Below are 13,172 nucleotides of genomic sequence, written 5' to 3'. Positions count from 1 at the left end.
TCACCGCCCCATCTACCACCATCAGGCCCTATTCCCTTCAGGTGCTATCTACCCAGGAGACGCTGTGACATCCCCCCAAGATTGGACGATGACCGACCTCGCAGCCCTGCTGCACGGCCAAGAATGGCAAGCCGCCGACCAAGTCACCCATGTTCTCATGCTGAATGCCGCCCACCGTCAACGGGAGGGTAGCCTCACCCCCACTGACCTCGCCCTCATGCCCTGCCACCTGCTGCACCGCATCGACTGGCTGTGGGTGAATGCCAGCCAGGGGCAGTTTGGCTTTTCGGTGCAGCAGCGCCTTTACCAAGACCTTGACCCAGGGTTTGACCCCGCCAGCCTCAGCCCCGCCAACCCGCACCCCTTTTGTCAGGCGGTGGGCTGGTTGATGGTGACGGTGCCCCGGCCCCTGGCCTTTTTCAAGTTCTACGATTTCCTCAACTTTAGCCTAGACGCCCCCGCCGGACACCTGCCCGCCCTCTGGTACTGGCGGCTGACCTGGATGGAATCCCTCAAGGCTGGGGGCTTGGGCACCGGGCGGGGCGGGGGCTTTGCCGATTTGGCCCGCCTCGACGCCCTGATGCTGCGGATGGCCCGCTGTAGCCAGGTGGCCTAGTTGAGGGCGTTCCAGGTGGCGGGGCCAACGATGCCGTCCACGGTGAGATTGCGGGTTTGCTGAAGTTGGCGCACCGCAGCCTCAGTTTGGGGGCCAAACACGCCGCTAATGGGGCCGCTATAGACCTGCATGGCCCGCAGCCGCTGCTGTAGAAACCGCACCGCATCCCCCTCCATGCCGGGGCGCAGGATGGGCAAACTGGCCGATGGCGGCGGCGTAGCGGGGGCAGTCGGGGCGGGACGAGCAGGGGCCGGATTGGCGGGGGCCGGGTTCGCAGGAGCCGGGCTTGCAGGGGCTGGATTGGCGGGAGCTGGATTCATCGGCGCAGGGCTAGTGGGAGCCGGATTGCTAGGGGAAGGGTTGGTGGCCACGGTTTGGCCCGGTGGCGTTACCTCAGCGGCGGGGGCAGGTAGCAGTTTGCTCCAGGTCGCTGGCCCCACAATGCCGTCGGCGGTAATCGAGGCCGCCTGCTGGAACCGCTGCACCGCCAGTTGGGTATCTTCTTGATACAGGCCGGACACAGGCCCCGTGTAGTAGCCCAGCAGAATCAGCATCGACTGGAGCTCGCGGACAGAATCTCCCTGGCTGCCGAGGCGCAGGGTGGGGCGCACAATGCGTCCGCCGCTCATGGTGGGATTAGCTGGGTTGGTGGGCACATCGGCACCGGGTTGTTGGGCTAAGGCGCTTTGGCTCAGCCCTAGGCCAGCGGCCAACAACACAGACAGCCCCAGCCCTCGCAGGGACACAGGCCACCAAGGACGGGACAACAACAGAGAACGCTTAAACATGGGCATGACTCCAGGAAGACCGCAAGGAGGTCAGGCAAGGGCTACCATAACCTAGGCCAAGGGAGACCAAACGGGCTTAGCCGACAGCCATTATAGACCGCTCCCCCGGTGGATGGGCGGCTCCTCATGTAGTACTTACGACGGGGGCTTACGATGGGGGCCTTAGATGCTAGCGCAGGACGTTGACGATGAGGATGGCTCGGACAAACTGGTGCAATGGGCCGCAGGGCTTTCGGCCTCTTCTGCGTGGCCTGGTGCTGGCGGACGGCGGCCCCCTAGGGGATGCGGCACCCTCAGAATCATTCCCCATGCCTTGGCCTAGGGCGTTTCTGGCGGTGGCGGAGCTGTGTGCGGCGGGGCAAACCCTCTATGCAGAGGCGTGGCACGGGGCGTTAGCCCAGGTGGTTGCGCCTACGATTCAGGAGCAAATCTTGATCGAACTAGTGGTGGCTACGCCGTTGTTGCTGATTAACCGCAATCCCTACGGCCACCGCCGGAGCGTGATACAAGCCTGGGGACAAGAGATAGGGCTGAGTTTCGCCACGCAGAAGGCCCTAGACGATTATTTTCAGCGCCTAGGACAACCGGGACGGCTTCAGTCCTCAGGACATATCAATTGGGTCGCCCAGAGCACTGGCCCTGGGCGAGGGGATCCCCGGAGGGACTGGGATCGAATGGGGGAGATGGCCTGCCCTACCTTTGCCGACCTCTGCGCCCTGGTAGACTCCCTCCCCGGTCAGTGGTCTCTGGCCCTGACCCTAGCCCATCGGTGGGGCTGGCCATCGGCGGCACGGGCCTTGGTCGGGCTGCTGACTATTTCTAGGGCGGGGGTGGGTGGGCTTCCCGGCCTAGGGCATGGAGAACGTCACCTAGGGCCAAGCTGGCAGGGCTACACCATGACTCAAATGGACGCCCTGGCTGATGCCCTCTATCAGCAGTGGGCCGGGGAAAGGCCACGGTCTCTCGAACCAGCCCTTATAATGGCAAGGGATTCTGAGATGACCTAGGGCGGTGATGCATGGCCACGCCCTAGCGGAGGGTTATCATTCTAGATGGACGTGCGAAATGAGTTTGCTAACGGGTTTGCTAACGGGTTTGCTAACGGGTTTGCTGCGCCGAATCGCTGAACCAACCTAGCCTATGAGAGCGCTTAAGGAATTTGTTACCGCCATCGAGCACTGGGTCTCGACAGCGCCAGAGGTCACGGCGGATAAACTTCCTACGTTGCCCTTGGCCTCCCCAGTGAAGCTAGCCCAGAACGCCCGTGGCCCCAGTGCGCCCCCCATGGCGGCGCGGCCCAGATCGTCGTTAAGCCGGGGGCAGGCTTTGATGCCCTGCCGTGCCACCAAACGCCACCGCGACATTCGTCATCCCCGTTTGGCCATCCTACTGGCTACCATCGGGCTCACGGCCATGCTGGGTCAGCGCTTTTACAACCAGCCCAGTTTGCAGGCAGGCAGTGTGGCCCCAGACACCATCTATGCCCCTGCCGATGCCTCGGTGGAGGATAAGCAAACCACCGAAGAACGACGTCGGGATGCCCGCAATGGGGCTTTGCGGGTGCTGAAGGTGGACACCACCGCAACGGAAACAGCCCTACGCTCCCTCCAAAATGCGACGGCCCAGCTCACAACGCTGCGGCGCGAGGCAGGCCCCTTTCCCTTTGTGCCCACGGATGTGCTGTCTACCCAGGTGCAAACGTACCTGCGCCGCTCCAACGATGCCACTTGGCTGAAGCTGCGGAGTTTTGTGCTCCCCCTGAGCGAAAGCGACGCCGCCTCGGCCCAGGTGCTCCGTCTCAGCCTTGACGGTTTGGTTCAGGGGCAAACCCTGACCCCTGCCCAACAGCAGGCCATGCGGGAGCTGTGGAACTACGCCCAGCGATCCTCCGTGAGGGAATTTAAAACCCTGCTGGATAACGTAGAGCAGGCTCGTCAGAGCTACCAGGAGGCCCAGGCTAACCTAGCGCTGCTGTCCAACCAGGTTGAAGGGTTAACCTATTCCCCTACGGTGCTGGATTTAGGGGCCGATCACTGGACTGGAACCCAGGTGGGCGTGCGGCAGGCCGCAGAGCGCATGTTGGCCCAGGGCATTCCGCCAGGGTTATCCTCGGAGGTGCTGTATCGAGCCATTCAAACCCAGTTGAGGGGCACCGTCCCCCGACCAGGGGAAGAGATCGCCAGCCAACTGCTGCAAGTGAGCCTCCAGCCCAACCTGATTGAGGATCCCGACCAAACTCGCCTCAAGGCTGATATGGCCGCCGAAGCCGTCAGGCCCGTGCTGGTAGACATTCGCCGGGGCGACCGGATTGTGGCCGCAGGGGAGAATATTACCCACGGGCAATTTGTCCTGCTCGACTATTTCAACCTCAGCCAGCGGCGGTTTAATGCCTGGGGGCTAGCCCTGTTTGGGGGGCTGGTGTCCGGCGGTATCGGCCTCTTTTTGGTGATCGAACGCTGGAGTTCCCAGCATTTGCGCCAGCAAGACTACATCTTGCTCTCGGCCATGGTGGTGAGTGCAGGCATCCTCAAAGCCCTCGGAGTGGCCGCCTATGGCTTGCCAGCCATTGGCCTACTGGCCGGGAATTTCTATGGGCCAGTGCTGGGGGGTACCCTGGTGGGGCTCTTGGCGGTGCTGCTGCCCATTGGATCCACCGTGAGCGGGGTGTCTTGGGTGGCAGGGGTGGCGGGGGCCATGGTGTGCAGCCTGCTGGCGGGGCGGATGCGTTCCCGTGAGGAACTGGCCCTGCTAGGGGGGAGTGTCGGGTTGACCCAGGGCGTGGTTTACCTGCTGTTGACGATGATTGTCAATCCAGTGTCGCTGGTGTCGGCCTGGTCGGGTATTTTGGCCGGAGCCGCCATGCAGGGCATCTACGGCGTCCTTTCCAGCATTGTGGCCCTGGGGCTCAGTCCCTACCTAGAGCACGTCTTTGATTTGATCACCCCGATCCGCCTGGCCGAGTTGTCGAACCCCAATCGGCCCCTGCTGAAGCGGTTGGCCTCCGAGGCTCCGGGCACCTTCCAGCACACCCTGTTTGTGGCCAGTTTGGCTGAAGCCGCCGCCCGCGCCCTGGGCTGCAATGTGGAACTGGTGCGGGCGGGCACCCTCTACCACGACATCGGCAAGATGCACGACCCCCTGGGCTTCATCGAAAACCAGATGGGTGGCCCCAACAAGCACGACCAGCTCAACGACCCCTGGCTCAGCGCCACCATCATCAAGCGCCACGTTAGCGAGGGGCTGGTAATGGCCCGCAAATGCCGCCTGCCCAGGGCACTCCAAGCGTTCATCCCCGAACACCAGGGCACCATGCTGATTAGCTATTTCCACCACCAGGCGCAGGAAATGGCCCAGGCCGATCCCACCATTACCGTGAAGGAGGCCGATTTCCGCTACGATGGCCCCATTCCCCAGTCCCCAGAGACGGGCATTGTCATGCTGGCCGACTCCTGCGAAGCGGCCCTGCGATCCCTCACCGAGGCCACCCCCGACGAAGCCCTCGCCATGGTCAACCGCATCCTCCGCACCCGCTGGAAGGAAAACCAACTGGTGGAATCGGGCCTTACCCGCGAACACATGACTGTGATTGCCGATATTTTTGTGCAGGTGTGGCAGCAGTACAACCACAAGCGCATTGCCTATCCCAAGGCGGCTCTCTCGCCCAATCTCGCGCCCAAGGTAGGCTAGGGCGGTGGTCATCTATAATTTGGGATACCCACCCCTAATCGCTGTCTCTAAAATCGTTTTCTCTAAGTTTGGAGTGCAAATTCCCATGATATTCACCCTTGGTGCGGTCGGTAGCGGCCTCCCTTCATCCTTTGTGCTGGTTTATGTGGTGGGCTTCATCGCCGCCATCAGCATTGGGTCGATTGCCTGGTATAACTCCAAGCGCCCCCCCGGCTGGGAAAATAAAGAGAAACCGGGCTTTGTGCCCAAGGTGAACGCTGAAACTACCGACACCGACGCCGACTAACCCCGCTGTCCCGATCTATGGCTCCCCTAGCGCGTCTCAACCCCCAGTCCCTGCGCCATGCCCTGACGATGGCGGGGTTGCTGGCGCTGCTGGGAGTGGCCATTGGCGGGCTTCAGTGGCGGCAGTTCCAAGCACTTCAGGCCGTCGCCACCGGAGCCCAAGGCCCCGAACAATTACGCCTCCAGGAAGACCAGGATCGCCTGCGTCTTTCCTTGCTGCGTCGAATGCCCAGCTTCGGCTATGACAACCTAATCGCGAACTGGACGTTCCTCAACTTTTTGCAGTACTTCGGTAATGTCGATGCCCGTCTCCAGGTGGGTTACACCGTCAGCCCCGAATTTTTCGAGGTGATCGTTGACCGCGATCCGCGCTTTGTCACCCCCTACCTCTACCTTTCCGCCAGCACCTCCCTCTTTGCAGGCCAGCCAGAACGCACCATCGAAATGATGCAGCGGGGGCTGACCTCCATGACCCCCACCCTCCCCTCCGGTGGCTATCGGGTCTGGCGCTTTCTCGGTATTGATCAACTGCTGTTTTTAGGGGATGGTGACGCGGCCCGTCAGTCCTTCATCACCGCCGCCGAGTGGGCCGATCAATCCGATGAGCCGGAAGCGGCCTCAGTGGCAGAAGCCTCCCGTCAAACCGCTGCCTTCCTCACCGAAAATTCCGCCAGCAGAGCTGCCCAAATTAGCGCCTGGGTTCAGGTGATTAACCTCGCTGTGGATGACCAAGTACGCCAAATTGCCGTTGAGCGCATCCAAGCCCTGGGCGGCGAAATCCTTGACCTGGGCCAAGGGCGTATCACTGTGCGCTATCGCACCGACGAGTGATCGGTTCCTTTGCTACCTATCCGCTGGGATGGTGTAAAAATTAAGGGGTAATGATCGAACGGTGAGCGGTGGTGGATGAGCTGCGTTCGGCCCTAGAATTGGCCACGGAGGAAGAACTCCAGGCGTTAACCGAAATGTTGTTTCGGCCCAAATTTAACCCGCTGGATTACCTGAGTCGTTTAGACCCGCTGACGGTCAAGGGCGGTTCGCGGCAGGAGTGGCTAGATCGACTGGAGCAGCGGTTTCGGTTTCTCGCAGCGGATGGCTTGACGGTGCTGCACGGCCAAAGCCAGACCATGACCTATCGCCAATCCCTGGTGCAGGTGTGCCGCTATCTGCGCCTGCCCTACGCCGAAACCTGGCCCACCGAGGACTTAGAGGCGGAGGTATTTCTCCATTTAATTGAGACAGCCTGGAAGAAATTACCCCCCAAAGAGCGGCAACAGGCGCAGAAGGAGTTGCGGCAAACCCTGGCCCAGTCGCCCCAGTTCCAGACCTTGCCCCAGGCATTGCAGGCCAATCCCACGGGGCTGCTGGTGAAGGGGGGCAGCGCCCTGGCGGTGAGTGCGCTGTTGCGGCCTTGGTTGCTGCACCATTTGGCCCGTCAGGTGATGTTTCAGGTAGCCCGCTATGAACTGGCCAAGCAAACCCTGGTGCGGGGTGGAGGAACGGCCCTGGCCCAAATCCAGAGCCGGGTGGCCCTGGGCATGGCCTCCCGTGGGGTGGCGGTGAATGCGGCCCGCTATGGCGCAACCCGTACCCTGTTGGCTTGGCTTGGCCCCGCCCTGTGGACGTGGTTTCTGGCGGATCTCGGCTGGCGCACCATTGCCACCAACTACGGTCGGGTGATTCCGGTGGTGTTTACCCTGGCCCAAATTCGCCTCAGTCGGTCGCTCATGGAATGGGAATCGGCCCCGTGTTAGCCTAGCCATTACTGTTTTTCTGTGCCGATCAACCTTTGCGGATAAAAGGCCCGTGGCGTCTATGCCTGCACCCAACCCAAGACCCGAAACCTACTACGACCGACTGGGGGTGAAGCCGACCGCAAGCCCCCAGCAAATTCGGCAGGCGTTTCGGGAACTGAGCAAGCTCTACCACCCCGACACCACCACCCTACCGGAGGAGGAAGCCACCGAAAAGTTTCAGCAGCTCAACGAAGCCTACGGCATCCTCAGCAGCCCCGACCGCCGCTGGACCTACGATAAACAGGTGGGCTATTCCCGCATTTCGGTGATGCAGCCGCTGGAACCCCTGTCGCGGGCCAGCAGCACCGTGCCCCGCCGCAAGGAACCATCGAACCTGTACCTCGACCCCACGGATCGGCCCCTGTCTGCCGGGGAAATTTTTGCCCTGTTTATCCTGGGGCTGACCTTTGTGGCCTGCTTGGCCCTGGTGGTCACGGTGGGCCTTACCCGTGGAGACTATGCTATCAATCCCGAACTGCCAGAGGCCGCTACCCTAACCTCCGATGCGCCTCCTACCCCAGACCGCCAGGAGCCTCTACCGAAGGAGGCTGACCCTGCGCCCAGCTTGCCATCCCCCCCTCGCCCTCGTTCTGCTCAGGGGGCACCCACTTGGCTGTAGGCTAGGAGAGGAACGACGCCCACCCGATTGATTACTCTCCTAGGTTGTTTCTATGGCTCTTCCCACCGCGAGCACTCCCCTCTATAACCATACCCTGCCGGATATTGAAGACTGGCTGCGTCGCCAGGGCTGCGAACAAAATAGCGACGTGCCCCACCGCTGGCACGTACAGCGCCCCCTCTGGGAAGCCGATGTGATTTTAGACATCGATGCCCTGGTGGTGCGCTATGTCAACGCCGGAGCCGACGGCAAGGATGTGCAGCGGATTTTCAAATATTCCCTCAGCCGCAAGGATCTCGAAGAAGCGATTTTTTCTGGGCCTTAGCACAACGCTAGGGAATAATCAACACCGGACAGGGGGAGAGGTTGATGACGCGGGTGGTGACGCTTTCGGCCTGGATGTCTTCGATTAGGCCCACGCCACGACAGCCCATCACAATTAGGTCGGCGTTCAGTTCGTCGGCCACATCGCAGATCACAAAGGCGGGCTGGCCTTCCCGTTCAATCGCTTCAGCGTCGATGCCCTGCTGGGCAAACACATCCTTGGCCTTCCCCAGCAGCGCCGCCACCGCCTCCGGGGAGGTTTGCTGATCGCCAGCGACATCGGGTTCTACAGGTTCTACCACCGAGAGCAGCACCAGGCGGCTTTGGTGGAACTTCACCAGTTCAGCCACCTTGGGGCTTGCCTGTTGCGCCTCGGCACTCATGTCGATGGGAAAGAGAACGATCTTAAACATGGCCAATCCCTAGGGCAGAATCAAAAGGGAACTCGGACTCCGGTAGAATAATGGCGTCGATTAGGTAAATATTACGACAGACACCGGAGGTTGGTTAGGCAGTACTAGCCTGCTAAGTTCTACCTTAGACAAGGTTGCGCCCGCTTTCGCCATCCCGCCGCATAACGTAATAAACAACGCTAACAAAGCTCTTACGCCGTTTTTGGGAGGTTTCTTGTTATGGTCAAAAAATCTGTGGCCAGTCTGACCGCTGCCGATCTCGAAGGAAAGCGGGTGTTGGTGCGGGCCGACTTCAACGTGCCCCTGGATGACCAAGGGGCCATCACCGACGACACCCGCATTCGGGCAGCGCTGCCCACCATCCAAGACCTGACGGGCAAAGGGGCCAAGGTAATTTTGACCAGCCACTTTGGTCGTCCCAAGGCCCAGGTGGTCGAGAGTATGCGCCTCACCCCCGTGGCCAAGCGCCTAGGCGAACTGCTGGGCCAAGAGGTGATCAAGTGCGACGACTGCATCGGTGACGAGGTGGCCGCCGCCATTAACGGCATGGGCAACGGCCAGGTGGCCCTGCTAGAAAACGTGCGCTTCTACGCTGGCGAAGAGGCCAACGATCCTGACTTCGCCAAGGCCCTCGCTGCCAACGCGGATCTGTATGTGAACGATGCCTTTGGCACCGCCCACCGCGCCCACGCCTCCACCGAGGGCGTCACCAAGTACCTCAGCCCCTCCGTGGCCGGGTATTTGATCGAAAAAGAACTGCAATACCTGCAAGCGGCCATCGAAAACCCCCAGCGTCCCCTGGCGGCGATTATCGGCGGTTCCAAGGTGTCCAGCAAAATCGGCGTGATCGAAACCCTGCTGGATAAGGTAGACAAGCTGCTGATCGGTGGCGGCATGATCTTCACCTTCTACAAAGCCCGTGGCCTCAGCGTCGGCGGTTCTCTGGTAGAAGAAGACAAGCTGGAACTGGCCAAAGCCCTAGAAGCCAAGGCCAAGGAAAAAGGCGTTGACCTGCTACTGCCCACCGATGTGGTGGTGGCCGACAAGTTTGCCCCCGATGCCAACGCCCAAACCGTCAGTGTGGAAGCCATCCCCGACGGCTGGATGGGTCTCGACATCGGCCCTGACTCGGTGACGGTGTTCCAAGAGGCGCTGAAGCAGTGCAAGTCCGTGATTTGGAACGGCCCCATGGGCGTGTTTGAGTTCGATAAGTTTGCGGCAGGCACCGAAGCCATCGCCCACACCCTGGCAGAACTCACCCCCCAAGGCGTCACCACCATCATCGGCGGCGGCGATTCCGTGGCAGCGGTGGAAAAAGTGGGCGTGGCCGAGCAAATGAGCCACATCTCCACCGGGGGCGGTGCCAGCCTGGAACTGCTGGAAGGCAAGGAACTCCCCGGCATTGCCGCTTTGGATGAAGCCTAGACTGATTAGGGATCGGGTGGCTAAAACGCCCGGTGCCTTGACCATCCCATGACCTAACCCCCAGGAATCAATGCGATCCCTGGGGGTTGATCTAGGGCTTATCGACTCAATAGCCCCGATGCTAGCCCGTACTAATCAATGACTTCCTTGAGCTTGTCCTTGGCATCTTCCTCGGCGTGGATGATGCGGGCTTCGGCTTGCTTGGCCTTACCAACGGCTTGATCCTTGGGGTCGCCTGTAATTTCGCCAACCGCTGCCTGCACTTTACCTTCAACATTTTTAGCGGTCGCCTTCATGCGATCTTCAATAGCCATAGTGAATTGGCTCCTTGGTGTGAACATCTCCTACACCCTAAGCGTTGGAGCCCTAGATCCCCCTCTGCACAGCGACAGAAACTGGGCTCCCCCTAGCTATATCCAACTATAGAGATTGGTACTCCGCTGCTGATTCCTGCCCTTTGTCCCCCGATTCCGTCCAACCTGACCGCTATGGCGGGCGTTTGCCCAGGGTGATAGAAGCTACACTATCCCTGGGAAGAGATACCCGCTACGCTCTGGAGTCCGACCTTAGTCATTGGGGTGGGGGTGGCGCTCTACCCTAAATATGACCCGATGTTGATCTTGGTTTTCTCCCCCGATGCGGCCCACCCCCCTGTCCATACTCCTTGAGCAGATCCATCGGTGGCGGCGATCCTCCAGGTCATCTCCACGGCGGGCCAGTCGTTTGGTGTGGTGGCTGGCTCCGGGGCTGTTGGTGAAGCGGTGGCTGTTCATCAGCGTGATGGGGGTGCTGATGGTGGGCACTGGTCTGATGATTTGGCTGCGGCTCACCCCTGTGTTTTATACCGGGCAGATGCTAGGGGCGGCGCTGCGGACGTTTACCACCTATGTCCCCAACTACATCAGCGGCCCCCTAGGAATTTTGCTGGGGCTGTGGCTGATTTTGTGGGGCCAAACCCGCACCGTGGGAGCCATCACCGATGTGCTGATTCCGGGCCATGAGGAGGAGCTTTTGGACGCTCTGCTCACCCAGCGGCGGCTATCGCGGGGGCCGAAGATTGTGGTGGTGGGCGGTGGCACCGGGCTCTCGAACCTGCTGCGGGGGCTGAAGCACTACAGTTCCAACATCACCGCCATTGTCACCGTGGCCGATGATGGCGGGTCTTCGGGACGGCTGCGGCGGGAAATTGGTGTGCTGCCTCCGGGGGATATCCGCAACTGTCTGTCGGCCCTGGCGGACGAAGAAAAGCTGCTGACGGAGTTGTTTAAGTATCGCTTTGAGGCGGGCAGCGGGCTGGTGGGCCATAGCTTTGGCAACCTGTTTCTCACCGCCATGAGCGAAATTACGGGCGACCTAGAGCAGGCCATTGCCGCGAGTTCCAAAGTATTGGCGGTGCGGGGACAGGTGTTGCCCTCCACCCTCAGCGATGTGCAACTGTGGGCCGAACTGGATAACGGTCGACGCATTGTGGGCGAATCTAAAATTGCTGAGGCCCGTCGCCGCATCGTCCAGATTGGCTGCTTGCCGCCCAATCCGCCCGCCCTACCCAAAGCCATCCGCGCCATCGAAGAAGCCGACTACATCATCATTGGCCCCGGCAGTCTGTATACCAGCATCATTCCTAACCTGCTGGTGCCCGACCTGGTCAAAGCCATCGCCGCCCAGCGCGTGCCCCGCGTCTACGTCTGCAACATCATGACCGAACCGGGGGAAACCGAGGGCTTTGCCGTCTCCGACCACATTCGCGCCCTGGATGCCGCCTGTGGTCAACACCTGTTTGATGCGGTGCTGGTACAAAAAACACCTCCCGCTGAAGCCGTCGTCCGCCACTATGCCCAGCAGGGAGTTGGCCCCGTCATCCTCGACCGAGAGGCCGTGATTGCTTCGGGTCGTCGCATTATTGCCGCCAACATCATGGACGAACGCCCCGACCTCACCGTACGCCACCATCCCCACCACTTGGCCCGTGTGCTGCTGCGCTGGTATTCTCGCACCCAGCGGATTTGGCCCTAGCCCAGCGCCCGCATCATGGCCTGTTGGGCGGCGGATTGGTAGAGGGTTTTGAGGTTCGCCATCACGGCGGGGGCATCCTCCGGCGGCAGGGGCAGCTTGCCCAGGGTATCGAGCACCGTGGTTTCGGAGGGGGTAATCACCACTAGGTCAGCGTCGAGGGGGTCGTCGTAGCGCCAAAATGGGGTCAGATCCACCGTGTCCACCGGACGGCTGGGGCTGGCCTCCGGGGCGGTCAAGGCCGCGTCTGTTTCTGCCTCGGTGGGCGGGATGACCCGACGCTTGAGCCGCAACGCCTCTAGCAAACTTTCGCGGCTGCGGCCCCGCAACTGAAACAGCACAAAGGGATCTTCCCGAAACAAGTCGCCCAGTTGGTAATACACCGCCGCAATGTGCTTGCAGGGGTTTTTGGGGTCGGGGCAACTGCATTTGGAATGCACCTCCCCCAGACTGAAGGGGTACAAACTGAGGCCATTGGCGGTAAACACCGCTTCAATGTCGGCGGGCATTTCCCCCGCCAGCAACTGGGCCGAGTGAATCGCCTGCTCCGAGAGGGAATCGATCACGTAGTTCCAGTCTTCGGCGCTGAAGGTATCCAGCCAGATCGACAGCTTGTAGGGCTCCTCGGCGGTGCCCTGCACCAGGGCCGTCACCTTCGCCCCGGCATATTCCAGGCTGAGGATGTGCCCCTCCCGCGCATAGATGCGCCCTCGCTCCAGCCGCTTTTTGAACCGATAGGCGTTCAGCAAATCCACCCAGCGCTGCACCCACCACGCCTCTTCTTCTAGGACATAGGCAGCGGCAGAGGGCGATGAGTAGGCGGTCATGGGTTCACCGAGAGAGGTTAAGGAATGGGGCGCTGAATCAGACTTACCGCTAAGATGGCTAAGTGCCCCTATCGCAAAGGATGCCATGTCCGTTTCTAAGGCTGAAGCCCAGCAGTTGCTCGAACGCCTCATCTTCGATACTACCGACCCCCAAGACTGGGTGCAAGACGTATGGGGCCTCAGCCCCATGATGGGAGACAGCGCCGCTAAATTGCTGGATGTCTTCCATGCCCTGATTGACTGTTGCCCTGACGAGCAATTAGACAACCTGATTAAAGGGCTATACCGCGAACTACTGGAGCTTTAATTGGGCCAGCCCCTAATCCCTATCTATGGGGCCAAGCGTCGAGAGATCGTGCTAAATCGCCGGAAACCGGGGCCA

Annotated in this window: 15 protein-coding genes; 11 read left to right on the top strand and 4 right to left on the bottom strand. The window is 60.9% G+C overall.

Annotated features, from left to right (window positions below; genetic code table 11):
* Positions 1–64: 64 nt before the first annotated feature.
* Positions 65–616, top strand: a complete 552-nt coding sequence (locus GFS31_RS15770) for a GUN4 domain-containing protein (RefSeq protein WP_198805734.1) — start codon at positions 65–67, stop codon at positions 614–616.
* Here GFS31_RS15770 and GFS31_RS15765 read toward each other — a convergent pair.
* Complete coding sequence (locus GFS31_RS15765) at positions 613–1,404, bottom strand: peptidoglycan-binding domain-containing protein (protein ID WP_198805733.1); 792 nt, start codon at positions 1,402–1,404, stop codon at positions 613–615. The two genes, GFS31_RS15770 and GFS31_RS15765, sit on opposite strands and share 4 nt — an antisense overlap.
* 194 nt (positions 1,405–1,598) lie before the next feature.
* Here GFS31_RS15765 and GFS31_RS15760 point away from each other — a divergent pair, with 194 nt between their 5' ends.
* The 7 genes from GFS31_RS15760 to GFS31_RS15730 all read left to right on the top strand — a co-directional run bounded on the left by GFS31_RS15760 (position 1,599) and on the right by GFS31_RS15730 (position 8,116).
* Positions 1,599–2,411 (top strand): hypothetical protein, encoded by an 813-nt coding sequence (locus tag GFS31_RS15760; RefSeq protein ID WP_198805732.1) that lies wholly within the window; start codon positions 1,599–1,601, stop codon positions 2,409–2,411.
* A 133-nt stretch (positions 2,412–2,544) separates the two neighbouring features.
* Positions 2,545–5,091: an HD family phosphohydrolase gene (locus GFS31_RS15755; protein ID WP_198805731.1), complete on the top strand. Its 2,547-nt coding sequence runs from the start codon at positions 2,545–2,547 to the stop codon at positions 5,089–5,091.
* Between the two features lie 85 nt (positions 5,092–5,176).
* The gene (psb35, locus tag GFS31_RS15750) at positions 5,177–5,377 is read left to right on the top strand and encodes a photosystem II assembly protein Psb35 (RefSeq protein ID WP_198805730.1); all 201 of its coding nucleotides are present in this window, start codon (positions 5,177–5,179) and stop codon (positions 5,375–5,377) included.
* Positions 5,378–5,394: 17 nt separating this feature from the next.
* Positions 5,395–6,207, top strand: a complete 813-nt coding sequence (locus GFS31_RS15745; RefSeq protein ID WP_198805729.1) for a hypothetical protein — start codon at positions 5,395–5,397, stop codon at positions 6,205–6,207.
* 71 nt (positions 6,208–6,278) lie between these two features.
* Positions 6,279–7,130 (top strand): YaaW family protein, encoded by an 852-nt coding sequence (locus tag GFS31_RS15740; RefSeq protein ID WP_198805728.1) that lies wholly within the window; start codon positions 6,279–6,281, stop codon positions 7,128–7,130.
* A 61-nt stretch (positions 7,131–7,191) separates the two neighbouring features.
* The gene (locus GFS31_RS15735) at positions 7,192–7,791 is read left to right on the top strand and encodes a J domain-containing protein (protein ID WP_198805727.1); all 600 of its coding nucleotides are present in this window, start codon (positions 7,192–7,194) and stop codon (positions 7,789–7,791) included.
* A gap of 52 nt (positions 7,792–7,843) precedes the next feature.
* Entirely contained in the window at positions 7,844–8,116 is a 273-nt protein-coding gene (locus GFS31_RS15730; RefSeq protein ID WP_198805726.1) for a DUF3143 domain-containing protein, read from the top strand.
* A 7-nt stretch (positions 8,117–8,123) separates the two neighbouring features.
* Here GFS31_RS15730 and GFS31_RS15725 read toward each other — a convergent pair whose 3' ends face one another.
* Positions 8,124–8,528 (bottom strand): universal stress protein, encoded by a 405-nt coding sequence (locus GFS31_RS15725; protein WP_198805725.1) that lies wholly within the window; start codon positions 8,526–8,528, stop codon positions 8,124–8,126.
* A 219-nt stretch (positions 8,529–8,747) separates the two neighbouring features.
* On the opposite strand from GFS31_RS15725, the gene GFS31_RS15720 reads away from it, so the two are divergent.
* The gene (locus tag GFS31_RS15720; RefSeq protein ID WP_198805724.1) at positions 8,748–9,953 is read left to right on the top strand and encodes a phosphoglycerate kinase; all 1,206 of its coding nucleotides are present in this window, start codon (positions 8,748–8,750) and stop codon (positions 9,951–9,953) included.
* 131 nt (positions 9,954–10,084) lie between these two features.
* Here the strand turns inward: GFS31_RS15720 and GFS31_RS15715 are convergent, their stop codons facing one another.
* The gene (locus GFS31_RS15715; protein ID WP_198805723.1) at positions 10,085–10,267 is read right to left on the bottom strand and encodes a CsbD family protein; all 183 of its coding nucleotides are present in this window, start codon (positions 10,265–10,267) and stop codon (positions 10,085–10,087) included.
* Between the two features lie 322 nt (positions 10,268–10,589).
* On the opposite strand from GFS31_RS15715, the gene GFS31_RS15710 reads away from it, so the two are divergent.
* On the top strand, positions 10,590–11,966 hold the full coding sequence (locus GFS31_RS15710) for a uridine diphosphate-N-acetylglucosamine-binding protein YvcK (protein WP_198805722.1): 1,377 nt from the start codon (positions 10,590–10,592) through the stop codon (positions 11,964–11,966).
* Here the strand turns inward: GFS31_RS15710 and GFS31_RS15705 are convergent.
* Positions 11,963–12,790, bottom strand: coding sequence for an SWIM zinc finger family protein (locus GFS31_RS15705; protein WP_198805721.1), 828 nt, complete (start codon positions 12,788–12,790; stop codon positions 11,963–11,965). The two genes, GFS31_RS15710 and GFS31_RS15705, sit on opposite strands and share 4 nt — an antisense overlap.
* An 85-nt stretch (positions 12,791–12,875) precedes the next feature.
* On the opposite strand from GFS31_RS15705, the gene GFS31_RS15700 reads away from it, so the two are divergent.
* Positions 12,876–13,097, top strand: a complete 222-nt coding sequence (locus tag GFS31_RS15700) for a hypothetical protein (RefSeq protein ID WP_198805720.1) — start codon at positions 12,876–12,878, stop codon at positions 13,095–13,097.
* Positions 13,098–13,172: the final 75 nt, after the last annotated feature.

Source organism: Leptolyngbya sp. BL0902, from assembly GCF_016403105.1.
In the GTDB taxonomy this organism is placed as follows: Bacteria; Cyanobacteriota; Cyanobacteriia; order Phormidesmidales; family Phormidesmidaceae; genus Nodosilinea.
Note: the sequence above shows the minus strand (reverse complement) of the source record. Positions and strands in the feature narration are given on the sequence as shown.

Bases quoted from the DNA above. Each gene is read 5' to 3' on its own strand.
- GFS31_RS15755 (WP_198805731.1), top strand. From the start codon at position 2,545: ATGAGAGCGCTTAAGGAATTTGTTACCGCCATCGAGCACTGGGTCTCG.
- psb35 (WP_198805730.1), top strand. From the start codon at position 5,177: ATGATATTCACCCTTGGTGCGGTCGGTAGCGGCCTCCCTTCATCCTTT.
- GFS31_RS15710 (WP_198805722.1), top strand. From the start codon at position 10,590: ATGCGGCCCACCCCCCTGTCCATACTCCTTGAGCAGATCCATCGGTGG.
- GFS31_RS15745 (WP_198805729.1), top strand. From the start codon at position 5,395: ATGGCTCCCCTAGCGCGTCTCAACCCCCAGTCCCTGCGCCATGCCCTG.
- GFS31_RS15725 (WP_198805725.1), bottom strand. From the start codon at position 8,528: ATGTTTAAGATCGTTCTCTTTCCCATCGACATGAGTGCCGAGGCGCAA.
- GFS31_RS15705 (WP_198805721.1), bottom strand. From the start codon at position 12,790: ATGACCGCCTACTCATCGCCCTCTGCCGCTGCCTATGTCCTAGAAGAA.
- GFS31_RS15765 (WP_198805733.1), bottom strand. From the start codon at position 1,404: ATGTTTAAGCGTTCTCTGTTGTTGTCCCGTCCTTGGTGGCCTGTGTCC.
- GFS31_RS15715 (WP_198805723.1), bottom strand. From the start codon at position 10,267: ATGGCTATTGAAGATCGCATGAAGGCGACCGCTAAAAATGTTGAAGGT.
- GFS31_RS15730 (WP_198805726.1), top strand. From the start codon at position 7,844: ATGGCTCTTCCCACCGCGAGCACTCCCCTCTATAACCATACCCTGCCG.
- GFS31_RS15735 (WP_198805727.1), top strand. From the start codon at position 7,192: ATGCCTGCACCCAACCCAAGACCCGAAACCTACTACGACCGACTGGGG.
- GFS31_RS15760 (WP_198805732.1), top strand. From the start codon at position 1,599: ATGGCTCGGACAAACTGGTGCAATGGGCCGCAGGGCTTTCGGCCTCTT.
- GFS31_RS15700 (WP_198805720.1), top strand. From the start codon at position 12,876: ATGTCCGTTTCTAAGGCTGAAGCCCAGCAGTTGCTCGAACGCCTCATC.
- GFS31_RS15720 (WP_198805724.1), top strand. From the start codon at position 8,748: ATGGTCAAAAAATCTGTGGCCAGTCTGACCGCTGCCGATCTCGAAGGA.